The organism is Mycobacterium heidelbergense (genome assembly GCF_010730745.1).
GTDB lineage: Bacteria > Actinomycetota > Actinomycetes > Mycobacteriales > Mycobacteriaceae > Mycobacterium > Mycobacterium heidelbergense.
Window position 1 is genome coordinate 2,162,835 of record NZ_AP022615.1, and the last position, 23,853, is coordinate 2,186,687.

General features: G+C 64.7%; 20 protein-coding genes and 1 tRNA gene. 11 read left to right on the top strand and 10 right to left on the bottom strand.

The features are described from left to right. Window positions 1–261: 261 nt before the first annotated feature. From G6N25_RS10205 to G6N25_RS10230, 6 genes are all read right to left on the bottom strand, one after another. Complete coding sequence (locus G6N25_RS10205; protein ID WP_142272747.1) at window positions 262–474, bottom strand: hypothetical protein; 213 nt, start codon at window positions 472–474, stop codon at window positions 262–264. Window positions 475–515: 41 nt separating this feature from the next. Beyond that, entirely contained in the window at window positions 516–1,823 is a 1,308-nt protein-coding gene (locus G6N25_RS10210) for a hypothetical protein (RefSeq protein ID WP_083075390.1), read from the bottom strand. Between the two features lie 21 nt (window positions 1,824–1,844). Beyond that, window positions 1,845–5,258 (bottom strand): DEAD/DEAH box helicase family protein, encoded by a 3,414-nt coding sequence (locus tag G6N25_RS10215; protein ID WP_083075389.1) that lies wholly within the window; start codon window positions 5,256–5,258, stop codon window positions 1,845–1,847. Window positions 5,259–5,267: 9 nt separating this feature from the next. After that, window positions 5,268–6,422 carry a restriction endonuclease subunit S gene (locus tag G6N25_RS10220; RefSeq protein ID WP_083075387.1) on the bottom strand — a complete coding sequence of 385 codons (1,155 nt, stop codon included), beginning with the start codon at window positions 6,420–6,422 and terminating at the stop codon, window positions 5,268–5,270. Beyond that, window positions 6,419–7,873, bottom strand: a complete 1,455-nt coding sequence (locus G6N25_RS10225; protein ID WP_083075385.1) for a type I restriction-modification system subunit M — start codon at window positions 7,871–7,873, stop codon at window positions 6,419–6,421. The genes G6N25_RS10220 and G6N25_RS10225 overlap by 4 nt, the downstream gene beginning before the upstream one ends. 264 nt (window positions 7,874–8,137) lie before the next feature. Continuing rightward, window positions 8,138–8,220, bottom strand: a tRNA-Leu gene (locus tag G6N25_RS10230). A 254-nt stretch (window positions 8,221–8,474) separates the two neighbouring features. Here G6N25_RS10230 and G6N25_RS10235 point away from each other — a divergent pair. The 7 genes from G6N25_RS10235 (at window position 8,475) to pknB (ending at window position 18,304) form a co-directional block, all read left to right on the top strand. Next, the gene (locus G6N25_RS10235) at window positions 8,475–10,157 is read left to right on the top strand and encodes a DUF3662 and FHA domain-containing protein (protein ID WP_083075383.1); all 1,683 of its coding nucleotides are present in this window, start codon (window positions 8,475–8,477) and stop codon (window positions 10,155–10,157) included. 130 nt (window positions 10,158–10,287) lie between these two features. Further along, a complete protein-coding gene (locus tag G6N25_RS10240; protein ID WP_083075381.1) occupies window positions 10,288–10,755 on the top strand; it encodes an FHA domain-containing protein FhaB/FipA in 468 nt (155 codons plus the stop codon). Beyond that, on the top strand, window positions 10,752–12,266 hold the full coding sequence (locus tag G6N25_RS10245) for a PP2C family protein-serine/threonine phosphatase (protein ID WP_083075379.1): 1,515 nt from the start codon (window positions 10,752–10,754) through the stop codon (window positions 12,264–12,266). The genes G6N25_RS10240 and G6N25_RS10245 overlap by 4 nt, the downstream gene beginning before the upstream one ends. Then, a complete protein-coding gene (locus G6N25_RS10250; protein ID WP_083075377.1) occupies window positions 12,263–13,672 on the top strand; it encodes an FtsW/RodA/SpoVE family cell cycle protein in 1,410 nt (469 codons plus the stop codon). Before G6N25_RS10245 ends, G6N25_RS10250 begins: the two co-directional genes overlap by 4 nt. Beyond that, window positions 13,669–15,147, top strand: a complete 1,479-nt coding sequence (gene pbpA / locus G6N25_RS10255; protein ID WP_083075375.1) for a D,D-transpeptidase PbpA — start codon at window positions 13,669–13,671, stop codon at window positions 15,145–15,147. Before G6N25_RS10250 ends, pbpA begins: the two co-directional genes overlap by 4 nt. Continuing rightward, complete coding sequence (locus G6N25_RS10260; RefSeq protein WP_083075373.1) at window positions 15,144–16,427, top strand: serine/threonine-protein kinase; 1,284 nt, start codon at window positions 15,144–15,146, stop codon at window positions 16,425–16,427. The genes pbpA and G6N25_RS10260 overlap by 4 nt, the downstream gene beginning before the upstream one ends. Continuing rightward, entirely contained in the window at window positions 16,424–18,304 is a 1,881-nt protein-coding gene (gene pknB, locus G6N25_RS10265; protein WP_083075371.1) for a Stk1 family PASTA domain-containing Ser/Thr kinase, read from the top strand. Before G6N25_RS10260 ends, pknB begins: the two co-directional genes overlap by 4 nt. On the opposite strand, the gene G6N25_RS10270 is transcribed toward pknB, so the two are convergent. Both G6N25_RS10270 and G6N25_RS10275 read right to left on the bottom strand, forming a co-directional pair. Next, window positions 18,282–18,977, bottom strand: coding sequence for an aminodeoxychorismate/anthranilate synthase component II (locus tag G6N25_RS10270; protein WP_083075369.1), 696 nt, complete (start codon window positions 18,975–18,977; stop codon window positions 18,282–18,284). The genes pknB and G6N25_RS10270 overlap by 23 nt on opposite strands. A 39-nt stretch (window positions 18,978–19,016) precedes the next feature. Next, on the bottom strand, window positions 19,017–19,760 hold the full coding sequence (locus G6N25_RS10275; RefSeq protein WP_083075367.1) for a DUF881 domain-containing protein: 744 nt from the start codon (window positions 19,758–19,760) through the stop codon (window positions 19,017–19,019). A gap of 139 nt (window positions 19,761–19,899) precedes the next feature. Between G6N25_RS10275 and crgA the strand changes: the two genes are divergently transcribed. Both crgA and G6N25_RS10285 read left to right on the top strand, forming a co-directional pair. Next, entirely contained in the window at window positions 19,900–20,181 is a 282-nt protein-coding gene (gene crgA, locus G6N25_RS10280; protein WP_083075365.1) for a cell division protein CrgA, read from the top strand. Window positions 20,182–20,336: 155 nt separating this feature from the next. After that, a complete protein-coding gene (locus tag G6N25_RS10285) occupies window positions 20,337–20,762 on the top strand; it encodes a PH domain-containing protein (RefSeq protein WP_083075363.1) in 426 nt (141 codons plus the stop codon). 25 nt (window positions 20,763–20,787) lie between these two features. Here the strand turns inward: G6N25_RS10285 and G6N25_RS10290 are convergent, their stop codons facing one another. Then, on the bottom strand, window positions 20,788–21,336 hold the full coding sequence (locus G6N25_RS10290; RefSeq protein ID WP_083075361.1) for a peptidylprolyl isomerase: 549 nt from the start codon (window positions 21,334–21,336) through the stop codon (window positions 20,788–20,790). 132 nt (window positions 21,337–21,468) lie between these two features. Here G6N25_RS10290 and cwsA point away from each other — a divergent pair, with 132 nt between their 5' ends. Both cwsA and G6N25_RS10300 read left to right on the top strand, forming a co-directional pair. Then, window positions 21,469–21,903 (top strand): cell wall synthesis protein CwsA, encoded by a 435-nt coding sequence (cwsA, locus tag G6N25_RS10295; protein ID WP_083075359.1) that lies wholly within the window; start codon window positions 21,469–21,471, stop codon window positions 21,901–21,903. Between the two features lie 262 nt (window positions 21,904–22,165). Further along, window positions 22,166–22,420, top strand: coding sequence for a hypothetical protein (locus G6N25_RS10300; protein WP_083075357.1), 255 nt, complete (start codon window positions 22,166–22,168; stop codon window positions 22,418–22,420). A gap of 144 nt (window positions 22,421–22,564) precedes the next feature. On the opposite strand, the gene G6N25_RS10305 is transcribed toward G6N25_RS10300, so the two are convergent. Continuing rightward, window positions 22,565–23,797 (bottom strand): hypothetical protein, encoded by a 1,233-nt coding sequence (locus G6N25_RS10305; protein WP_163672420.1) that lies wholly within the window; start codon window positions 23,795–23,797, stop codon window positions 22,565–22,567. Window positions 23,798–23,853 lie beyond the last annotated feature (56 nt).

Genomic DNA, 23,853 nt, shown 5'->3' on the forward strand with positions numbered 1-23,853 from the left:
CTCTTCGCGTGTTACGCCATGCCGCGAGTGCCCGGCGGTCAATTAGCGCAGCCGAAGGCGCCGCGATCGTTCAGCTCGCATCAATTCAAACCGGATTCAGGGCTACCGGCCGCTAGGTCGAGGAGAGCACGGCAGCACGCAACCCCAAGACCACCGTCGGCGAACACGGCTATAGCCGCAGCAGCAGAACGCATCACCGCAGCGCCATCACCGACAATTTCGTATAGGCATCCACCGCGGGACGTCACCGCAACACCATGTTCATCGAACGCGGCTGAACACCTCCGCGTAATGGGTAATCGCGGGATGGCTGGTGGAAACAGCCACGCTTGATCCCATTCTCGACAGCGAGCCGCCCACTTCGCGGTTTCGAATCTCGATGCGGCACGAACTGTCCGACGAATCGCGCCACACGCCGATGTCAGCCTGCTTCGCCGTATCGCAGTCGCCTTCTGGATGGCCGCGGCCCCACACGGTCAGTAAGTGTAAGCACCCAGACCCGCCGGTCGAGGTTCTCAACGCGCTCGCACTCGGCCGGTAGCAATATCAGAATCCACCCTCTGCCTCCATGCCGCGTATTTGTCGCGCCATGGCGGCTCTGTCTTCTGGCGTTTCTGGGCAAACGCTTTAACCAACGGCCATCGCCCTAGCGATGCCAATCTGTCTTGACCTACCCACATCAGCGCAGTACGAGGAGATTTGCGCGCCTGTGCGGCTAGGAGTTCGGTCACGTAGTCGTCCAGACCATGCATTGCATTGAGCGCATCGGCAGCTTCGTCAGCCGTCGGTTGAAAACCCCGGTGGACAACCCGGTTGCGCGGGCCTGCCACCTTCCTGGACCACTCTCCGACCGGGCTTGTGCCAAGCGGATTCCACTGCCCTCCGAGGCGAGGGTGGTACTCCTTCTTCACGCGTGACGCTAGCGGCGCGGCCAACACTGCGACCGCTGCGTCGATGTCGCCCGTCGACTCGGGCGCACCACCGGTCTCTTCCCATAGCATCAGACCCAGCACTCCTTCGAGGAGAATCTCGCATGCCTGTGCTGCCATTACGATGGTGCCGGCAAAGTCGCCATCAACGGTGAGCGTCTGCTCAGCCTGTACGACCGCGCGGCGATAAATGGCGCGGATATCGCCGGCAGAGAGTAGCTGCACGTTCGACAAGACCTGCGCAAGCGCGTTTGTCTCGAGCAACTTCGTAGGGCGATCATCGCCGAAGTTCTTGTGATTCAGCGGCTGGAGATGGATAGTCCAGTCTGGCTTCTCGATTGTCAGCTCCCGTCGCAGCAAGGGAATCGACGGCCCAACGCGCATGTAGGTCGGTACCCGCGCGGGTACGTCTGCCGACAGGTTGTAGGAGTGTACGAAGTGCTGCAGACAGTGCAGGCACCTCAGCCACGGGTCAGTGAGGTCCTCGATTTCCGTGTCCGTTGGGACGGTGTCCGTCGAAGCCACGTCGTATACGGCTACTTCGGCGATGGTAACGATACGGTTGGGCTTGAATTCCTCGTCACCTCTGACGAACTCGGAAGCAGTAACCGGCGCGAGCGCGGGCACGTCGCCCTTGAAATGCTCCATCACCCTCACCGCAGCGGTAGTGCGGACTTGATAGTCGGCGGGTGCGGCTGGCACGTGGGTGAAGCTGATCGTCACGTCTTGCGGCCCCCCTACCCGTAGCAGAAGCTCATCGACCTGCTCATTGATCGTCGGTGTCGCGAGATAGGGCGTACTTCGTTCGTCATACACAAAGTGCAGGGTGATGTTCTTGTTGATGCCGATCGGGTCGGGCAGAGCAACGAAGTAGATATTCAGGAATCGATTCACGTCAGTCAGACCCGCGTCATCTCACGCTGCGCCGTCTCTCGGGGAGGCGTTGTCCCGCACGGTGTTCAGGATGGCCACAATGTTGTCGACATCCGCCTCGCCGAACACGTCGTCGGGACCTGTGGGCGCGTGGTCGATGTACGGCGATTCGTAGAGTCGCACAGGTTCCATGAAGCCGTTGGCCGTCAGTTCGGTGACAATGAGGTTCACGAAGCGGATCTGGTCTGCATTGAACTTCGAGCCGTCCAGGTATGCGCCGAAGGCCTCGACGGCGGCTTCGCGGTCCAGCCCGACTAATGACCGCACGAACAACCCCAGGCCATGCGACTGCTCCTTGGCCAGCTCGATATCCGATAGCTCCCCCGTACCGCTCTCGATGAGCATCTGCTCCAGCGAAGCGAGGTCGTCGGGCGTCAAGGGCTTGTTGCGTCGTAACCGTTGCAGCGCGACGTGATCCTGGTGCTGTCTGAGATACGCGCGGGCCTTGGCCTGGAAGCGTTCCCAGTTGGTGCCGGGCGTGATCCCCGGGAGTTCAACGAGCGTGGCTTCGCTGAGTTCGTCGGCAAAGTCGGTATAGACCTGATTCCGTTTCGCCTTCTCCAGGAAGCGGAGCAGACCGCGTAATTTGCGCCGCACGGATTCGAGCATTGGCAGAGTGGCGTCGACCCACCACTCATCCCCGCCGACTTCTTCGAGAAGCAGCTCTTGTGCCTTTACAGACGGGATCGCTGTCTGGCTGAGCAGTCCAGTCGCGATGTTCTGAATCTGTTCGCGTAGCCGTTCAGCCGCGACAGCGTCGCCTTCGATTTGGGCTAGTTGACGGCGCAACACGAGCATGTCGAAGCGTTTGGCGTCCTCGTCGTCGTCCTTGTGGGCTGACGGCAGGCCGGCGAGGTGTTCGGCTACATCGCCGGCGACCTCGGGCGTCAGCGAAGTCCACGCTGGCCATTGCGAGTACTGCTCGACCAGCCTGCGGTGTGGTCGCACCAGGAAGTTGTCCGGGTTCATTCCCGTGACGGCACGATGGAGCGACCACGCGACATCGACCCGTAACCCTCGTTCGGTCTCGGTGCCCTGCCCCTCTTCGGGTTCTGGTTCCGAGGGTGGCCAAGCGTGATCAATGGCGGTGATCAGGCCGAGGCGCGTTTCAAAGAGCCTCTGGTTCAAGGACTTCTGGAATGAGCCTTCCGATCCGGGCAGGTCCTGGCTGAAGAATTCGAGGTTGCCGCAGAAGTCGAAGACGTAGAAGTTCTGCTTGTCCTTACCGGGCCCGAAGAGGTCGGGACGGAGGCGGGTGCCGCGGCCGATCATCTGCCAGAACTTGGTCTTGGACCGAACGAGCTTGAAGAAGACGAGGTTGACGACGTCGGGGACGTCGATGCCGGTGTCGAGCATGTCGACCGAGATCGCGATCTGCGGGTCCTTGTCCGTGACGGAGAAGTCGTCGATCAGCGACTGAGCATAGGCAGTGCTGTGGGTGATGACGCGGGCGAATGTTCCGGCGTACTGCGGATATTGGACGTCGAAGCGTCGCGCAATGAACTCGGCGTGCGCTTGGTTCTTGGCGAAGATAATGGTCTTGCCGAGCCTGTCGCCCTCAGCTACGCGGTGGCCCTTACTCATCAGTTCGGCAAGCACCTTGTCGACGGTGTCCTCGTTGAACAGAAACCGGTTGATCTCCTCGGAACTCACCTCATCAGGGGGATTCTCGTCGCCCCAGTCCAGGGCGTCCCAGTCGTCCTTCTCCTCTTCGGAGAGATCGGCGTAGCGGATGCCTTGACGCAGGAATTTGGTGCCGACGGAGATTCCGACAGCAGGCACCAGGAAGCCTTCCTTGACGGCGTCGTCGAGGCTGTAGGCATCAGTGGGTACGCCGTCTTCGAGGTGGAAGAGTCGGTAGGTGTTGTGGTCGACCTCGTCTTTGGGGGTGGCGGTCAGGCCGACGAGCAGTGAGTCATACCAGTCGAAGATGGCCCGGTACTTCTGGTAGACGGAGCGGTGGGCTTCGTCGATGACGACGAGGTCGAAGTAGCCGGGTCCAAACTTCCTGATGCCAGAGTCGGTGTCGTTGATCAGATTCATCATCGTCGGGTAGGTGCATACATACACCCGGCCGTCGGTCATCTTCTCGGTCACCAGGTTCACGGTCGTCGCGTCGGGCAGATGCGTCTTGAACGCGTTGGCAGCTTGCGTGACCAGTGCGGTGCGGTCTGCGAGGAAGAGGACCCGTTTGACCCAGTTGGCTTCCATCAGCTGCTTCACCAGCGCGATGACGGTGCGGGTCTTCCCCGATCCGGTGGCCATCACCAATAGGGCTTCGCGTTCCTTGACGGTGAACGCGTCGTCGATCGCGCGGATCGCACGGTGCTGGTAGTGACGCCCCACGATGGCCGAGTCGATCGGCATGTCGGTCAACGGCTTACGGGTGTCGCGGCGCTGGATTAGAAGCTCCAGCTCGTCCCGGGTGTAGAAACCCTGAATCTCCCGCGGAGGGTAACCGCCGGTGTCATCCCAGATCCAGTGCTCGAAACCGTTGGTGTAGAAGATGACCGGCCGACGTCCTGTCATCTTCTCCAGGCAGTCGGCATACAGCTTGGCCTGCTGCTGGCCGACCTGCGGGCTCTTGGTAGTCCGTTTGGCCTCCACGATCCCCAACGGGAGACCGTCTGCACCCCATAGGACGTAGTCGACGAACCCCTTGCCGTCGCCATTGGGCATGCCGGTGACCGGGTACTCGCGGTCCTTGGTGTCTGTCAGGGGCCAGCCGGCTTCGGCCAGCATGACGTCGATGAACCGATCTCGGGTGTCGGCTTCGTTGTAATCCCGGTCGTCGGGCTGCTGGTTGGTGGCTTGGGCGTTATTAACAGCCTCGCGCAAGGCCGCGATCTCGGCGTCCTTCTGCGCGGCGAGCTCGTCCTTTTCGGCGAGCGCCATGGCGTGGGCTTCGTCCTGGGCGGCGAACTTCGCTGCCAGTTGGGCGACTTCCTGCCGCGTCAGCGGCGCGGCCTGGGCGGCGATTTTCGGGTCGAAGGCGGCCTTCATCGGAACTGCCTGCGGCTGAGTCGAATACCGGAATGCGGCCCACAGCATGACGTGGTGTAGTTCGCGAAGCGCATCCAACGCCACCCGCGGCGGTATCGGCTGAGCCTCGTGGACAGCGGTGTTGCCGAGCTTGCGGATCAGGTTCAGCTTGGTCGCGATCCCGACGCCGACCTTCGACTTGAACTTCGGGTCATTGATCTTGGCGGCCAGGTCGGTCTTGTACGGAATCGGCAGCGCTAGAACGTCATACAGGTAGTCGACCAGGTGCTCGATGGTGCGGCGGCTATAGAAGCACGCCGAGCGTGGGTCGCTCGTGGCGTAGCTCTCCGCCCGCGCGCAGTCAGCGTGCATCTCTGGCCAGTCGACGGTGTGCAGAAAGGCAAAGTTGGACATGCCGTTACCTCACAGCTGACCGGAGAACGCGCGGGACTGCAGCGAAACCGACATGCGTTGCAGTGCCTCCAACCTGCACCTAGCGCGTTGAGATTGCGCATCAATAGACTCAAGGCGTGCACAAAGGTTTGCTAGATCTCCGATCGATGGCACCTTGATCCGCGCCTCACCAAGCTGTTTTATGTTCAGCGTTGGCTGCGCAACAGTCCGAAGCGAGGCCTTGAAGTAGCTTTGAACGGCTTCTGTTTCCAGATACGCCGCTACGAATGTGCGCAGATTACTGTCCGAGATTGGGATTCTAGCGATGGCCCGCGCTATGTTGCTACCGATGTCGACCGCTTGCGCGATCGCAATCTTGCCAATCGTCATGCCGACGCAGACGACTAGTACCTCCGTGCCGCGCAAACGCGAGTGCGAATGCGTTCGATCAATATCCGGACCAATTAGTTTGAGCGCGGTCCTGTCGATACGACGCAGCCTTAGGTCGGAGACACGCACCAACGGCACACCGTTCTTTACCGTTTCTCCAGGCTGAACAACGCCGTAGTTAAGTCGGTCGCCAGCATCAACCAGATCTGACAGGTTCCGCTCGGTCCCATGAACAGAGTCTACGAAGTGCGCTACTGCCGATTGCCGAAGCACATGCAGCCTGGACAGCACCTTCTTTCCGACAAAGCAAAGGCTGTCACAGTGGTCAAGGATGGCGGCGATTCTGCGCTGTTCATTCAGCCCCGGTAGGGCAAGGGTCGATTCTTTGACGATGCGGTCTGAGACCGCGGGGTAGTTGGCCCCCGTAGATTTACGCACCATTTCAGCAACAAAAGCTGGCGTGCGAACCCAGTGGTACAGATACCTGGAATGGACTCGGTGTGAGGGGCGTAACACTGTGAAGCCGGTCGACGCAGTTGCGCCATCGAGTGAGACATCAACTGCAGCAACCGCGTTTAGGTTCGGACGAACGGTCGAAACGAGGACGTCTCCTGACTGGACAAGCTGTCGCGCTCTACTCGGTGCGTCGCTGCCGCGCACCCGCACCGCGTCGGTGATCGACTTGCTAGCGCTGTCAACAGCACCCAGATCCACATACAAGAATTCGCTGTCGGGCTGCGCAGCAGGATTCCAAGTGTGCACGCGTTCGGTGACGTCCCCGATTGCGACGATCACGACAACATCGCCTTCAGCTCAGCCAAGCCCGCAGCGATGTCGCCTTCGAGCAGCTCGATCTCGGCGATGATTTCCAGTGGTGGGCGATGCTCGACCTCGTCGTGAACGATCTCCTTGTACCGGTTGAGCGACATGTCGTATCCCTGGGCGACGATGTCTTCCTTCGTTACGCAGAAGGACTTCTCGGTACGGGACCTATCAAGTTCGGCGGCAGCTCGCGAACCCCACCGCGTCAACACATCTGGTAGGTCATTCGCTTCGACCGGGTTCCGCTTGTCATCCAACGAAAACCCGTCAGCTGTCACGTCGTAGAACCACACATGGTCCGTTCCGCCGGAGTTGGTCTTCGTGAACAGCAGAATCGCCGTCGACACTCCCGAATACGGCTTGAATACACCCGGCGGTAACTTCACGATCCCGTCAAGCTTCTGGTCCTCGACCAAAATTCGACGCAAGTCCTTATGTGCTTTCGACGATCCAAACAACACGCCGTCAGGCACAACAACAGCCGCTCGCCCGCCAGGTTTCAGGAGCCTCAAGAACAATGCCACGAACAGGAGCTCGGTCTTCTTGGTCTTGACGACCCGTTGTAGATCCTTCGAGGTGGATTCGTAGTCCAGCGAGCCGGCGAAAGGCGGGTTGGCAAGGATCAATGTGTGCTTCTCAGCATCCTCGGAGGCACCTTCCGACAAGGAGTCCCGGTACCGGATGTCGGGAGACTCAATCCCGTGCATCAGCATGTTCATGCTGGCAATCCGGAGCATGGTGTTGTCAAAGTCGTACCCGTGAAACATGCTGGCGTGGAAGTGCTTACGCTGCGCCGCATCGGCCAACACCGAGGGATGTTGCTCCCGGATGTACTCAGAGGCGGCTACCAGAAAACCAGCGGTGCCGGACGCCGGGTCGCAGATCTCGTCGGTCGGCGTCGGCGCTGTCATATCCACCATCAGCTTGATGATGTGGCGTGGCGTCCGGAATTGTCCGTTCTGACCGGCACTGGCGATCTTGGAAAGCATGTACTCGTACAGGTCGCCGTTGGTGTCGCGATCGGCCATCGGAATCTCGTCGAGCAGGTCGACTACGCGCGACAACAGCTGCGGCGTCGGGATAGTGAACCGGGCATCCTTCATGTGCTCGCCATAGGTCGAGCCATCGCCACCGAGGGTCCGCAGGAACGGGAAGACCTTCTCCCCGACTGTCGCGAACATGGCAGCTGGCTCCTCATTTTTAAAGCGCGACCACCGGAGCTCTTGTTGGTCTGAACCAAAACGGAGCTCACCGGCTGCGCCGACGCGAGCTTTGCGCTCCTCCAGGGTCTCCAGGTCATCGAGGCGTCGGATGAACAACAGGTAAGTGATCTGCTCGATGACCTCCAACGGGTTGGAGATGCCGCCGGACCAGAATGCATCCCAGACCCGGTCGACTTTGCTCTTCAACTCACCGGTCATCACGGCGGAGGCCCCCTCAACTCATCGACCCAAACTGAACGGAACTGTATATAGGACCCGGCCGACAAGCGGCGCACAACGCTGAGGATCGACCTGGCGAATCGGGCGGCCCCGCGACAACCGACCATCGAGACGGGGACTTGGAACTCGATATCCCGCGTCCCGGCCGTCGGCAGGTTCGTCCAGGCATTCTCGACATAACACAAAGGTCACGACCTCTTTCGAGTTCGTGACCTAAGTGCTGCGGTTACGTAGAACCGCTCACGGTGGGCGAAGGGGGACTTGAACCCCCACGTCCCGAAGGACACTGGCACCTGAAGCCAGCGCGTCTGCCATTCCGCCACTCGCCCGGAAAACAACCGATGGACCATACCACTCTAATAGCGGTGTGCCCCAACCGCCTCGGCGGGCCGGGCGGCGGGTTCCGGCAGCGCGCTCGCGCCCCACAAATGGTCGCAAGCTGCACGGATGCGATTCTCAGAATTCCCATGGTGCCGCAGCGTCGCGCTGTCCCGATACCATGCTGGGGTGATACGACACGCGGGCGAATCGTTTGCCTCGCGCCCGCGACACACCCCCGGCAGCTGCGGGCGGACGCTGAAAGATGAGTAGCCCAAAGGGGCTCGTTCAGCGCATCGAGCGCAAGCTCGAGGCTACCGTGGACAATGCATTCGCCCGAGTGTTCGGCGGACCGATCGTCCCGCAAGAGGTTGAAACGCTACTGCGCCGGGAAGCCGAGGATGGCGTCCGCGCGCTTCAGGGGAATCACCTTTTGGCCCCCAACGAATACATCATTACCCTCGGTATGCACGACTTTGCGAAGGTAGGCGCCGACACGGATCTCACGTCGAGCGCTTTCGCTGGGTACTTGGCCGACTATATCTATGAGCAGGGATGGCAAACGTATGGTGATGTGGTCGTCCGGTTCGAGCAGTCGACGAGCCTGCACACCGGTCAGTATCGCGCCCGCGGTGCTGTCAACCCCGATGCCGAACCCCGCCCGACGGTCAACCAGCCCCTCCGGCCACAATCAAATCACGCGTTCGGCGCAGAACGAGGAGTAGCACCAATGACTGACAATTCGAGCTACCACGGTGGTCAGGGGCAGGGTCGGCCCGGCGATGAGTACTACGACGACCGCTACGGGCGCCCGCAAGACGATCCCCGCGGCCCGGACCCACAGGGCGGACCGGACCCGCGAGCTGGCTATCCACCCGAGCAAGGCGGTTACCCGCCCCCGGGCGGCGGCTACCCGCCGCCTCGCCATCCCGAGCAGGGCGGCTACCCCGACCAAGGGGGCTACCCCGACCAAGGGGGCTACCCGGAACAGGGCGGCTACCAGGGCCCGCGTGGCGGCTACCCGGAGCAGGGCGGCTACCCGGAGCAGGGCGGCTACCCGGAGCAGGGGGGCTACCCGGATCAGCGTGGATACCAACAGCACGGCTATCCCGACCAAGGGCAGGGTGGCTACCCACCCTCGTACGAGCAACGTCCTCCCGCGCCCGGCGGCTACGGCGGTCAAGCCGGCGGACAAGGCGGCGGTCAAGGCTATGACCAGGGCTACCGCCAGGGCGGCTATGGCCCTCCCGGCGGCGGTCAGCCCGCGGGTGGCCAGCAGGGCTACGTTCCTCCCGGCGGCGGGTATAGCGATTACGGTCGCGGGCCGGCTCGCCAGGACGAGGGCGGCTATGCCCCGGCCCCGGCCCCGCCGGGCCCGGCCGAGCAGCAACGCCCGGCCTACCCCGAACAGGGCGCCGGATACGACCAGGGTTACCAGCAGGGTGGCGGATACGGCCAGCAGGACTACAGCGCCGGCGACTACACCCAGTACGCCGAAAGCGTTCCGGGCGGCGGATACGCCCCTCAAGGCGGCTACCCCGAAACCGCCAATCGCGACTACGACTACGGCCAGCCCGGCGAGTACGGCCAGCCGGCCGATTACGGTCAGCAAGCGGGCGGCGGCTACGGCGGCTACGGACCGGGCGGTTACGGGTCGGCCGGGACGATGGTCACCCTGCAGCTCGACGACGGCAGCGGCCGGACCTACCAGCTGCGCGACGGCTCCAACATCATCGGCCGCGGCCAGGACGCCCAGTTCCGGTTGCCCGACACCGGTGTGTCGCGCCGTCACCTGGAGATCCGCTGGGACGGACAGGTCGCGCTCCTCTCCGACCTCAACTCCACAAACGGCACCACCGTGAACAACGCGCCGGTCCAGGAGTGGCAGCTGGCCGACGGCGACGTGATCCGACTGGGCCACTCGGAGATCATCGTTCGCATCCACTAACGCGCCCGGCTTTAACGCAACGCTGCCGTGCTTCGCCCCGCGTCGGCGACCGTCGAAGTATCGTGACGTTGCCGATGTGCTCGGTATCACGGATGCGCAGCGTGCGGCACCAGGACGGAAAGGACGCCAGATGCAGGGACTCGTACTGCAACTGACGCGTGCCGGGTTTTTGATGTTGTTATGGGTATTCATCTGGTCCGTATTGCGGATATTGCGGACCGATATCTATGCGCCCACCGGTGCCGTCATGGTGCGTCGCGGCCTGGCGTTGCGCGGCACGCTGCTGCCCTCGCGTCAGCGTCGCCACGCCGCGCGCTATCTGGTGGTGACCGAGGGGGCGCTCACGGGCGCCCGCATCACGCTCAGCGGCCAGCCGGTGTTGATCGGACGGGCTGACGACTCGACCCTGGTGCTGACCGACGACTACGCCTCGACACGGCACGCCCGGCTGTCTCAGCGCGGCTTGGAATGGTACGTCGAGGATCTAGGATCGACCAACGGTACCTACCTTGACAGGGCGAAGGTGACGACTGCGGTACGGGTCCCCATAGGCACGCCGATTCGGATCGGCAAAACGGCAATCGAGCTGCGCCCGTGAGCCTGGTCCTGCGATACGCCGCCCGCAGCGACCGCGGCCTGGTACGCACAAATAACGAAGACTCCGTTTACGCCGGCGCACGGCTATTGGCCTTGGCCGACGGCATGGGCGGTCACGCCGCCGGCGAGGTGGCGTCCCAGTTGGTGATCGCGGCACTGGCCCATCTCGACGACGACGAGCCCGGTGGCGACCTGCTCGCCAAACTCGATGCCGCGGTGCGCGCCGGCAATTCGGCCATCGCCGCACAGGTCGAGATGGAACCTGACCTCGAGGGGATGGGTACCACCCTTACCGCAATCCTGTTTGACGGCAACCGAATTGGGTTGGTGCACATCGGTGACTCACGCGGCTATCTGTTGCGCGACGGCGAGCTGGCCCAAATCACCAAGGACGATACGTTCGTCCAAACCCTGGTTGACGAAGGGCGAATCACCCGCGAGGAGGCGCACAGCCACCCGCAGCGTTCCCTGATCATGCGGGCGCTGACCGGTCACGAGGTCGAGCCCACCCTGATCATGCGAGAAGCGCGCGCCGGTGATCGTTACCTGCTCTGCTCGGACGGGTTGTCCGACCCGGTGAGCGACGAAACGATACTCGAGGCCCTGCAGATCCCCGACGTGGCCGAAAGCGCTTACCGCCTCATCGAATTGGCGCTGCGCGGCGGAGGCCCCGACAACGTGACCGTCGTGGTCGCCGACGTCGTCGACTACGACTACGGGCAGACCCAGCCGATTCTGGCCGGCGCCGTTTCGGGCGAAGACGACCAGCTGACCCTGCCCAACACCTCCGCCGGCCGCGCCTCGGCCATTAGACCTCGCGACGAGGTACCCAAATCCGTTCCGCCACAAGCAGAACCGTCGAGGCGGTCGCGGCGGTCGCGGTGGCGGATGGCGATCGTTGTCACGCTGGTGGTGCTGCTGGTGCTTGCCGGCCTGGCCATCGGGCGGGCCATCATCCGGAGCAACTACTACGTCGCCCAATACAACGGCATGGTGGCGATCCTGCGCGGAATTCAGGGCTCGCTGCTGGGCATATCCCTCCACGAGCCCTACTTGATCGGCTGCCTGAACGCCCGCAACGAACTGTCCCTGGTCAGCTCGAGCCAAAGCGGCGGTCACCTCGACTGCCGCCTGATGCAACTACAGGATCTGCGCCCTCCCGAACGCGCCCAAGTGCAGGCCGGACTTCCGGCCGGAACCCTCGACGACGCCATCGGGCAGCTGCGCGAATTGTCGGCCAACTCCCTACTGCCACCGTGTCCGCCACCCCGCGCCACCTCTCCGCCCGGTCCCCAAGCCCCGACGGGCGCGGGCGGGACGACAGAGCCGACCGTCCCAGCGCCCACCACCTCTCCCAACCGCATCCCGCCCAGCAGCACCGGTCCGACCAGCACCCCCGCCAACACCGCGCCAGCAGCGCCCGCGACCACGTCCCCCACGACTTCCCCGACGCTGCCTGCACTCCCGCCACCTACACTTCAGCCGGGCATCGACTGCCGGGCGGTGGTATGACCACACAAGTTCAGCCGCCGGTCGCGGTGACGCCTCCGTTGCCTACCCGGCGCAACGCCGAACTGCTGTTGTTGTGTTTCGCGGCGTTGATCACCGTCGCCGCCTTGCTCATCGTCGAGGCCAACCAGGAGCGCGGCCTGCGCTGGAACCTGGTCGGCTACGGGCTGACCTTTCTGGCGATGTTCGGATGCGCACACCTGGCCATCAGGCGCTTCGCGCCCTACACCGACCCGCTGCTGTTGCCAATAGTGGCCCTGCTCAACGGACTTGGCCTGGTGATGATCCACCGGCTCGACCTCGTCACCAACGAGATGAGCGGCCGTCATCACCCCAGCGCAACCCAGCAGATGCTGTGGACCGTGGTGGGGGTCGCCGCGTTCGCGTTGGTGGTCACCTTTTTGAAAGACCATCGACAGCTCGCCCGCTACGGATATGTCTGCGGAGTCACGGGCCTGGTCTTCCTGGCGATTCCCGCGCTGCTGCCGGCATCGTTGTCCGAGCAGAACGGCGCGAAAATCTGGATTCGCTTCCCGGGCTTCTCAATTCAGCCCGCCGAGTTTTCCAAGATCCTGCTGCTGATCTTCTTTTCGGCGGTGCTGATCGCCAAGCGCGGCCTGTTCACCAGCGTCGGCAAGCATTTCATGGGCATGACCCTGCCCCGGCCCCGCGATCTCGCGCCGCTGCTGGCGGCGTGGGTGATCTCGGTGGGCGTGATGGTCTTCGAGAAGGACCTCGGCACTTCGCTGCTGCTCTACGCGTCGTTTCTCGTGGTGGTTTACCTCGCCACCCAACGCTTCAGCTGGGTCGTCATCGGCCTGGCGCTGTTCGCGGCGGGAAGCGTTGCGGCGTACTTCATTTTCGACCACGTCCGCGTTCGGGTGCAGATGTGGTGGGACCCGTTTTCCGATCCCGACGGAAGCGGTTATCAGCTGGTGCAGGCGATGTTCAGCTTTGCTACCGGCGGCATCTTCGGCACCGGGCTCGGCAACGGTCAGCCCGACACCGTGCCGGCGGCGTCGACCGATTTCATCATCGCCGCGTTCGGCGAAGAGCTCGGGCTGGTGGGCTTGGCGGCCCTCCTGATGCTCTACACGATCGTCATCGTCCGCGGCCTGCGCACGGCGATCGCGACGCGGGAAAGCTTCGGCAAGCTGCTGGCCGCGGGCCTCGCGTCGACGCTGGCCATCCAGTTGTTCATCGTCGTCGGCGGGGTGACGCGGCTGATTCCGCTGACCGGGTTGACCACACCGTGGATGTCCTACGGCGGGTCGTCATTGCTGGCGAACTACATGCTGCTGGCCGTCCTGGCCCGCATCTCGCACAGCGCCCGGCGTCCCTTGCGCGCCCGCGCCCACAACACGTCGCCGATCGCGGCGGCCAGCACCGAGGTGATCGAGCGGGTATGAACGCCTCTCTCCGCCGGATCTCGGTGACCGTGATGGCGTTGGTGGTGCTGCTGTTGCTCAACGCCACGATGACGCAGGTCTTCGCCGCCGACGGGCTGCGCGCCGACCCGCGCAACCAGCGCGTCCTGCTCGACGAGTATTCGCGGCAACGCGGCCAGATCGTCGCGGGCGGCCAGCTGCTGGCCTATTCCGTCGCCACCGACAGCCGCTTCCGGTTCCTGCGGGTCTACCCCAACCCCGTGGTGTACGCGCCGGTCAGCGGCTTTTACTCGCTGCGCTATTCCAGCTCGGGCCTCGAACGGGCCGAGGACCCGGTATTGAACGGGTCCGACGAGCGGCTGTTCGGGCGCCGGCTCGCCGACTTCTTCACCGGGCGCGATCCGCGCGGCGGCAACGTCGACACCACGATCATTCCGCGGGTCCAGCAGGCCGGGTGGGACGCGATGCAGCAGGGCTGCGGCGGCCCGCCGTGCAAGGGCGCCGTCGTCGCCCTGGAACCGTCCACCGGCAAGATCCTGGCCATGGTGTCGTCGCCGTCCTACGACCCGAATCTGCTGGCGTCGCACGATCCCGAGGTGCAGTCGCAGGCCTGGCAGCGGCTCCGCGACGATCCCGACAATCCACTGACCAACCGCGCCATCTCGGAGACCTACCCACCCGGTTCGACGTTCAAGGTGATCACCACCGCCGCGGCCCTGCAGGCCGGCGCGACCGACACCGAGCAGTTGACCGCCGCGGCCTCCATCCCGCTGCCCAACAGCACCGCCACCTTGCAGAACTACGGTGACGCACCGTGCGGCAACGACCCGACGGTGTCGCTGAGCCAGGCGTTCGCCCTGTCCTGTAACACCGCATTCGTCCAGCTGGGCATCCTCACCGGGGCCGACGCGCTGCGCGGCACGGCGCACTCCTTCGGGCTGGACAGCACCCCCAGCGTCATTCCGCTGCAGGTTGCCGAATCGACGGTCGGAACCATCCCGGACGCCGCCGCGCTGGGGATGTCGAGCATCGGTCAGAAGGACGTGGCGCTGACGCCGCTGCAAAACGCCGAGATCGCCGCGACCATCGCGAACGCCGGGGTGACGATGCAGCCCTACCTGATCGACAGCCTCAAGGGGCCGGACCTGTCCAACATCAGCACCACGGTGCCCTACCAGCAGCGCCGCGCGGTGTCGCCGCAGGTCGCCGCTAAGCTGACAGAGCTGATGGTCGGCGCCGAGAGGGTCGCACAGCAGAAAGGGGCCATTCCCGGCGTGCAGATTGCATCCAAGACTGGGACCGCGGAACATGGCACCGACCCGCGTCACACTCCACCGCACGCGTGGTACATCGCATTCGCGCCCGCGCAGACGCCGAAGGTCGCCGTGGCGGTGCTGGTGGAGAACGGCGCCGACCGGTTGTCTGCCACCGGGGGAGCGCTCGCCGCGCCGATCGGGCGGGCCGTGATCGAGGCCGCGTTACAGGGAGGACCATGAGCCCGCGAGTTGGTGTGACGCTGTCTGGCAGGTACCGCCTGCAGCGGCTCATCGCCACCGGTGGCATGGGCCAGGTGTGGGAGGCGGTCGACAGCCGGCTGGGCCGCCGCGTCGCGGTCAAGGTACTCAAGCAGGAGTTCTCCCAGGACCCCGAGTTCATCGAGCGGTTCCGCGCCGAGGCGCGCACCACCGCGATGCTCAACCACCCCGGGATCGCCCAGGTCCACGACTACGGCGAAAGCCAGCTGGACGGGGAGGGGCGCACCGCCTACCTGGTGATGGAGCTGGTCAACGGCGAACCGCTGAATTCGGTACTCAAGCGCACCGGGCGGCTGTCGCTGCGGCACGCGCTGGACATGCTCGAGCAGACCGGCCGAGCCCTGCAGGTCGCGCACGCCGCCGGCCTGGTGCACCGCGACGTCAAACCGGGCAACATCTTGATCACCCCGACCGGCCAGGTGAAGATCACCGACTTCGGCATCGCCAAGGCCGTCGACGCCGCCCCGGTGACCCAGACCGGGATGGTGATGGGCACCGCCCAATACATCGCCCCCGAGCAGGCCCTGGGGCACGACGCGACCCCGTCCAGCGACGTCTACTCGCTGGGAGTCGTTGGTTACGAGGTGGTTTCGGGTAAGCGGCCATTCACCGGCGACGGGGCGTTGACGGTGGCGATGAAGCACATCAAGGAGCCCCCGCCGCCGCTGCCCCCCGAGCTACCGCCCAACGTGCGCGAACTCATCGAGATCACGCTGGTCAAGAATCCGCAGATGCGCTACCGCAGCGGCGGGCCGTTCGCCGACGCGGTCGCGGCCGTGCGGGCCGGCCGCCGTCCGCCGCGGCCCAGCCAGTCGCCACCCCCCGGACGGGCCTCGCCGGCGGCGATCCCGTCGAGCCCGACTACCCGGGCGGCGGCCGTCACGTCCACCCGTAGCGTCGCGGCCCGCCGATCCCGGCCGTCCACCGGCGGTTCCCGCCTCCCGGCGCGGCGGACGTTTTCGTCGGGTCAGCGCGCGCTGCTGTGGGCCGCGGGAGTGCTTGGGGCGCTGGCGATCATCATCGCGGTGCTCATCGTCATCAATTCCCGCGGGGACAACCAACAGCAGTCGCCGCCCCCGACGGTCACCGACACCGGGACCCCGCCGGCTACGGCACCGGCGCCGGCACCGGCGAGCAAGACGCCCACCGGCACGGGGGCGGGCCTGCGGCTGAATTGGACGGATCGCGGGACGATAGGGAATTCTGGACTTCAGAGCGAGCCGCGCGAGACACCGCAATGACCACCCCGCAGCACCTGTCCGACCGCTACGAACTCGGCGAGATCCTCGGTTTCGGGGGCATGTCCGAGGTTCATTTGGCGCGCGACCTCCGGTTGCATCGCGACGTCGCGGTCAAGGTGCTGCGCGCCGACCTGGCCCGTGACCCCAGCTTCTATCTGCGCTTCCGGCGCGAGGCGCAGAACGCCGCGGCGCTGAACCACCCGTCCATCGTCGCGGTGTACGACACCGGCGAGGCCGAGACACCCAGCGGCCCGCTGCCCTACATCGTCATGGAGTACGTCGACGGCGTCACCCTGCGTGACATCGTGCACAACGACGGCCCGCTGCCACCGCGCCGGGCCATCGAGATCATCGCCGACGCCTGCCAGGCGCTGAACTTCAGCCACCAGAACGGCATCATCCACCGCGACGTCAAGCCGGCCAACATCATGATCAGCACCACCAACGCGGTGAAGGTGATGGACTTCGGCATCGCCCGCGCGATCGCCGACAGCGGCATTAGCGTCACGCAGACCGCGGCCGTCATCGGCACCGCCCAATACCTGTCGCCCGAGCAGGCCCGCGGTGACTCCGTCGACGCCCGCTCCGACGTCTATTCGTTGGGCTGTGTCCTCTACGAAATCCTCACCGGGGAACCGCCTTTCACCGGCGATTCGCCCGTCGCCGTCGCCTACCAGCACGTGCGCGAGGATCCGATTCCGCCGTCGAAACGACACGAGGGCATCTCCGCCGACCTGGACGCGGTCGTGCTCAAGGCGCTGGCCAAGAATCCGGAAAACCGCTATCAGACCGCGGCGGAGATGCGCGCCGATTTGGTTCGGGTGCACAACGGTGAGCCGCCCGAGGCGCCCAAAGTGCTGACCGACGCCGAGCGCAGCTCGCTGCTGTCGTCGACGCCACCGGGCCTCGGGGGTCCGCGCACGGACCCGCTGCCCCGCCAGCCCCTCGACCGCGCTGACCCCGATCACGCCGGCGGTTCGATCGGTCGCTGGGTGGTCGCGGTCGCCGTGCTGGCGGTGCTGACGATCGTCGTCGTCATCGCCTTCAACACGTTCGGCGGCAGCACCCGCGATGTCCAGGTGCCCGACATGCGGGGCCAGGTGTCCGCCGACGCCATCGCCGCGCTGCAAAACCGGGGCTTCAAGACACGCACCCTGCAAAAGCCCGACTCGACGGTCCCGCCCGATCACGTCATCAGTACCGACCCCGGGGCCAACGCGTCGGTGAGCGCCGGCGACGAGATCACCATCAACGTCTCCACCGGGCCCGAGCAACGCGAGGTGCCCGACGTCTCCTCGCTGAGCTACACCGACGCGGTCAACAAGCTCAAGGCCGCCGGGTTCAGCAAGTTCAAGCAGGCGAACTCGCCGTCGTCGCCGGAACTGCTGGGCAAGGTCATCGGGACGAACCCGCCGGCCAACCAGACGTCGGCGATCACCAACATCATCACCGTCATCGTCGGCTCCGGGCCGGAGACCAAGCAGATTCCCGACGTTGCGGGCCAGACCGTCGACATCGCGCAAAAGAACCTGACCGTCTACGGCTTCACGAAGTTCAGCCAGGCGCAGGTGGACAGCCCCCAGCCGGCCGGCGAGGTGATCGGCACCAATCCGCCGAAGGGCCAGACGGTTCCGGTCGACTCGGTCATCGAGCTGCAGGTGTCCAAGGGCAACCAGTTCGTGATGCCCGACCTGTCCGGCATGTTCTGGGCGGACGCCGAACCGCGGTTGCGCGCGCTGGGCTGGGCGGGGGTGCTCGACAAGGGTCCCGACGTCGACGCCGGTGGCTCCCAGCACAACCGGGTGGTGTACCAGAACCCGCCGGCCGGGTCCGGGGTCAACCGGGACGGGATTATTACGCTGAAGTTCGGCCAGTAGCCGCGTCTGTCGGGAAATACGGCTGCACCGCGGCGCGGACCTCGTTCTCCAAGCGGCGGACCAGCGTGTCGTTGCGTGTCCACCCGCAGTACGCGAGCCAGTTCGCCAGCATTCGGTGCCCGCCCTCGGTCAGGATCGACTCGGGATGGAACTGGACGCCGTGAATCGGCAATCCGGTGTGGCGCACGCCCATGATCACCCCGCTGCGGGTGCGGGCCGTGACCTCCAGTGTCGCCGGCAGCGACTCCGGCAGGATCGTCAACGAGTGGTATCGAGTCGCCGTGAACGGATCCGGAAGCCCTTGCAACACACCAACATTCGTGTGGAATACGCTGCTGGTCTTGCCGTGCAGCAACTCGGGCGCGCGGTCCACGGTGGCGCCGAAAGCGACGCCGATGGCCTGGTGCCCCAGGCAGACCCCCAGCAGGGGGGTGCGCTCCGCGGCGCACGCGCGAACCAGGCCGATCGACGCGCCCGCGCGTTCCGGGGTGCCCGGTCCGGGGCTGAGCAGGACGCCGTCGAACTGCCTCGCGGCGGCGGCATGGCCGTCCGGCGGCTCGGCGAGCCGGGCGTCGTCGTTGCGCCACACGTCGGCCTCGACACCGAGCTGGCCGAGGTATTGCACCAGGTTGAACACGAAGCTGTCGTAGTTGTCGACAACCAGGATCCGCATCGTGTCAGGCTACCGCCCGGCCGCCCGGGTGGATGTCGCTCAGTACCCCACCGGGCCGGCGGGCTGCGCGAAGTGCATCCGCACCGGCTCGGAGCGACCGATGATCTGCACGTCGGGCTTGACCTCTTCGTGGTAGCCGAGGCCGAACCGGACCACGTACTGCTTGTAGAGGATCACCAGGGGAGCGGCGGCCAGGGCGGCTTGCATGGCCGCCGCGTTGCCGATGGCGGTGATCGTGTAGGGCGGGCTGTAGGTGCGCCCATTCAGCAGCAGCGTGTTGCCGACGCACCGAGGCACCGACGTCCCGATGATCCGCTGGTCCTGCATTTGGATCGCCTCCGCGCCGGCACTCCACAACGCGTTGATGACGGCCTGGATGTCTTGCTGGTGCACCACCAAATCGTCGGGCGATGCGTCGCGCGGGAAGCGCCCGTTGGCGTCACGCTGCGCATCCTGCAGGGTCACCACCAGGCCCGGTCCGTGGACCGGGTCCAGTCCCGCCTCACCGGCCAGCACGGCGGACTGTCGCAGCATGGCGGCCAGCGCCGCATCCGACGATCGGCCGTGCGCCGAGTCGAGCTTGTTGTTCAGCTCGTTGCGCCGCGCGCTGAGGCGATTCACCGACGACTGCGCCTCGCGAACCAGATCGACCAGGCGCGGGGCGTCGCTGCGGCGGATCTCGGCGCCGCCGGACACCCCGTGCGTGGCGGCGAGCAGCAGCCCGGCCAGCAGGCACACCAACGGGACGCCGAAGCGCCATGGTGAGCGGCGCTTGTCAATCATCGGCTCTCCATTTCCTGGTCACCGCGCCAGGTGCGTTAGTCTCGTAGCGAGCTTTGCGTGCAGCTGCAATGGTTATCGTCGCACCCCGTCCGGCTCAACGTGTTGTCGATGTAAGTCCCGAGATATCCCCGAGGTAATCGTGCCAAAGTCGAAGGTCCGTAAAAAGAACGACTTCGCCGCCAACGCCGTCAGCCGCACCCCGGTCAAGGTGAAGGCCGGCCCGTCCAGTGTGTGGTTCGTCTGTCTGTTTGTCGGCCTCATGCTGATCGGTCTCGTCTGGTTGATGGTGTTCCAATTGGCCGCCGTCGGAAGCCAGGCGCCGACCGCGCTGAACTGGATGGCGCACCTCGGACCGTGGAACTACGCCATCGCGTTCGCTTTCATGATCACCGGCCTGTTGCTCACGATGCGCTGGCACTGACCACAATTCAAAACGTAATGAATTCATCTTGGTGTGGGTCTGTAACTAGCCCAGCAACCTTGCGGACATGCAATCACACGCGTGTGATTTATCCCCACTGTTGATAGCGCTTGTGGATAACTGCATCGCCAGTGGTGGGAGGGGCTAGATAACGCATGCAGCAAACAGAATGGGAGCCGCGCGCGGCGGGAGTCGCTGGTTGCGGGGCCGCCGGGATTTTGATGGCTATCGCCGGTGTGACCCTGATCACAGACATCCCGGGGCGCATTCTGGCGGGGATTGCCGCGGCGGGTCTGATCTTGTTTGCGGGCCTGACGTGGCGCGCGCGGCCCAAGCTGGCAATTACCCCGGACGGCCTGGCCCTGCGGAGCTGGTTCCGGACGCAGGTATTGCGACGCTCCGACATCAAGATCATCCGCATCACCGAGTTCCGCCGCCACGGGCGCAGGGTCCGGTTGCTCGAGGTCGAAACGGTGGCCGGCGGGTTGACGCTCTTCTCCCGCTGGGACCTGGGGAAGGACCCGCTGGAGGTGCTCGACGCGCTGACGGCCGCCGGCTACGCGGGCCGCAAACGCGGGTGACGGCGGGCCGCTCGGGCGGCGCTGTTCAGGAGATCGTGATCGACTCGATGACGACCGGATCGGAGGGACGGTCGTTGCCATCGGTGGCCGTCGTCGCGATCGCGTCGACAACCTTCTGCGAATCGGGATCGGTCACCTCGCCGAAGATCGTGTGCCGCCGGTTCAGGTGCGGGGTGTTGGCCACGGTGATGAAGAACTGCGAGCCGTTGGTGCCCGGACCCGCGTTCGCCATCGCCAGCAGGTAGGGCTTGTCGAATTGCAGCTCGGGGTGGAACTCGTCGGCGAACTTGTAGCCCGGGCCCCCGCGGCCCGTGCCGGTCGGGTCGCCACCCTGGATCATGAAGCCGTTGATCACCCGGTGAAAGACCGCGCCGTCGTAGAACGGGCCCGACGGGCCGCCCGACGCGTTCTGCGTCGAGTACTCCTTGGTGCCCTGCGCCAGGCCGACGAAGTTGGCGACGGTCTTGGGCGCATGGTTTCCGAACAGGGCAACCTTGATGTCCCCGCGGTTGGTGTGCAGCGTTGCGGTGGCGGTCTGAATGGGGCTGTTAGTCACGGGGCTAGAGTCTGCCATTACACGCACGCGCGTCCGCAGCCGGTATCGCTCGGCAAGGGCCGGCCACGGCGCGCCACCGATAGGCCCGCGAGGCTCCCATTGGTGACAGTCTGATGAGGCACCGGACGGGCGGCACGGAGAGGCGGCAGCATGAGCGCGACGACGGACAATCGGCTGACCCCCAGGCAGCGACTGGCCCGGGGACTGACCTATTCGGCGGTGGGGCCGGTGGACGTCACCCGCGGGGTCGTCGGACTCGGCGTCCACTTCGCGCAGTCGACCGCGTCGCAGCTCCATCGTCGTTACCGGGAGGGCCGGCTGGCCCGAGAAATCGCCGCGGCCCAGGAAACGCTCTCCCAAGAGTTGGCCGCCGCGCAGGAGGTGATCGCCGGGCTGCCGCAGGCGCTGCAGGACGCCCGCCGGTCCCGCCGGCGCGGCAGGCGCCCGTGGCTGATTGCGGGGGCCGTCGTCGTGGTCCTGGGCGGTGGCGCCGTCGCGTTCAGCATCGTCCGGCGCTCAATTCGTGCGGACCACGAGGAGCCGTCGCCCCGGCCGCCCAGCGTCGACGTGCAACCGCGTCCGTAAGCGCGGCAGGGGAAGGCCGCCTGGACCACCCTGGGTATCGAATCCCTGACCTAATTCATTTGCGAGCGGTCGATCCCGAATCGCACGGAGCCTCGGCCGCTGACATGCTCCATGCGTGGCGCAACGCCCTGCGTTACGCGCTGTTGGAATACAGCGGCGGTCTTCACATGCTGGTGATTGGCCCCGGGTCGCGACGCGGCATTCATGCCGACGGCCTGCGGCCCAAATTCTACCGATACCTGCAATGAGATGGTGATGAAACATGAAGAACCAGAATGATATTGAGGAACGGCTTGACACGGTCGAGCCCGAAGGCCCGGTGCGCGACGCCGCGCATATCCGGCGCATCATCGTCGCGGCCGAAGCGCTCCGGACGGCCGACACCGAGCTGACCGCGGCCGTGGCCGCCGCCCGAGCTGCCGGTGACACCTGGGACGCGATCGGTGTCGCGCTAGGAACGAGCCGCCAGGCTGCTTATCAGCGGTTCGGAAAGCGCGTCAGCGCGGCGGGCGCATGAAAGCGGTTGCATAGGCGCCGGTGGACTATCCGCCCGGAGCGGGTGTCGGCATCGAGCGTTTCTCCACCAGCATGGCGAGCGAGGGGAGGAGGAGGATCGCCGGTGGTGGTCGCCGGCTCGCATCGGCGACCACCACCGCCGGATTCAGAGCAACTTGAGCAGGTTGGAAACCAACAACCCGATACTGCTTGCTAACGCTCCGCCGAAGTTGCTCAACATCGACGGAAGATTCGCGAGGACCGACGGGATGCTTTGCAGCGCTGCGGTCAGCTCAGCCGGAATGTTCGCGAGCCGTGAACCGAGATAGCTGCCCAGGGCTGGCCAGCCGTTAATCGAATTGTTCACAAAGCTCTGGAACGCGGTTTGGAGAGCTGTAAACCCGACGTTGCCCTTGGCGGTCAAGATGTTAATCGCTCCAGGAGCCACGATCGCTTTCGCCATGGCTTGGGGGATCGTGTTCACCACGAGATTAAGCAGGCCAGTATCACTTTTACCAAAAGCGGTGCTGCTGAGCAGACCACCAAGACCTGTAGCGTTTCCATTGAGGAATGCGTTCACGGTTGCACCCGGGATATTGGCCAAGTTGGTCAGCGCCCCTAGTGGATCTCCGGCGTTCCACGAACTGATGAACGCTTGAGTGCTAGCGGAAAACGCCTGCTCCGTGTATTCGGGTAAGGCAATAGCACCATACGTCACAGCGTTCGCCACGCCGGCGCCAAGCATGTAATTCGTCGCGTTATAGAATTCATGCACGATGTCGGTCGGGATGTTTAATATCGATTCCAGCGGAAGGCCGATATTTTGGAGCGGCACTTGATACAAGGCGGAGTATAGCCCGTTCAACGCGTTCTGGAAATTGCCTGACATGAGGGCAGTGAACGCCTGTTGCACGCTCGGTGCAAAATTGTTCGCACCGGTCCCGGTGAAGTACTTAAAAGCGGCAGCCGCGGCGGTTTGGAACGACCCGACGTAGATGTTCCCATAGTTGATCCAGTTAGCAGCAACCTGCTGCAGCAGCGGGGCAGGAATATTGCTCCAGGTGTTATAAATCGTCTCCAGGTTGGCGCCGGCCGTCTGAAAAGTATTCATCCACGTCTGAACCACGAGGTTTTGGGTGGGGTCGAAGGCCGCGCTGGCGAGACCCACAGGCACCGCGCTTGCTCCGCTGGCAAGTGAGGCGAGTTCGTTCTCCATGCCCGTGAACAAATCAATCGCGCTGCTGGCGTCGGTGAGGCGGATATCGGAGACGCTCACCTCGGATAGGCGTTGGGCCAGGTGAAGGCCGGGAAGGTGCTGGGTGACCGGAGTTACGGTGATGATGCTGGCGGCCGCCACGGCCACTCCAAGGGTGATGCGAGGACGGGCTGCAAGATCCATGACTATCTCCTTTTTGGCCTGATTAGAAAACTTGGGGAGGGGCGTGGGGCGGATCG

Bases quoted from the DNA above. Each gene is read 5' to 3' on its own strand.
- G6N25_RS10215 (WP_083075389.1), bottom strand. From the start codon at position 5,258: ATGTCCAACTTTGCCTTTCTGCACACCGTCGACTGGCCAGAGATGCAC.
- G6N25_RS10235 (WP_083075383.1), top strand. From the start codon at position 8,475: ATGAGTAGCCCAAAGGGGCTCGTTCAGCGCATCGAGCGCAAGCTCGAG.
- G6N25_RS10240 (WP_083075381.1), top strand. From the start codon at position 10,288: ATGCAGGGACTCGTACTGCAACTGACGCGTGCCGGGTTTTTGATGTTG.
- G6N25_RS10250 (WP_083075377.1), top strand. From the start codon at position 12,263: ATGACCACACAAGTTCAGCCGCCGGTCGCGGTGACGCCTCCGTTGCCT.
- pbpA (WP_083075375.1), top strand. From the start codon at position 13,669: ATGAACGCCTCTCTCCGCCGGATCTCGGTGACCGTGATGGCGTTGGTG.
- G6N25_RS10260 (WP_083075373.1), top strand. From the start codon at position 15,144: ATGAGCCCGCGAGTTGGTGTGACGCTGTCTGGCAGGTACCGCCTGCAG.
- pknB (WP_083075371.1), top strand. From the start codon at position 16,424: ATGACCACCCCGCAGCACCTGTCCGACCGCTACGAACTCGGCGAGATC.
- G6N25_RS10270 (WP_083075369.1), bottom strand. From the start codon at position 18,977: ATGCGGATCCTGGTTGTCGACAACTACGACAGCTTCGTGTTCAACCTG.
- G6N25_RS10275 (WP_083075367.1), bottom strand. From the start codon at position 19,760: ATGATTGACAAGCGCCGCTCACCATGGCGCTTCGGCGTCCCGTTGGTG.
- G6N25_RS10285 (WP_083075363.1), top strand. From the start codon at position 20,337: ATGCAGCAAACAGAATGGGAGCCGCGCGCGGCGGGAGTCGCTGGTTGC.
- G6N25_RS10290 (WP_083075361.1), bottom strand. From the start codon at position 21,336: ATGGCAGACTCTAGCCCCGTGACTAACAGCCCCATTCAGACCGCCACC.
- cwsA (WP_083075359.1), top strand. From the start codon at position 21,469: ATGAGCGCGACGACGGACAATCGGCTGACCCCCAGGCAGCGACTGGCC.
- G6N25_RS10300 (WP_083075357.1), top strand. From the start codon at position 22,166: ATGAAGAACCAGAATGATATTGAGGAACGGCTTGACACGGTCGAGCCC.
- G6N25_RS10305 (WP_163672420.1), bottom strand. From the start codon at position 23,797: ATGGATCTTGCAGCCCGTCCTCGCATCACCCTTGGAGTGGCCGTGGCG.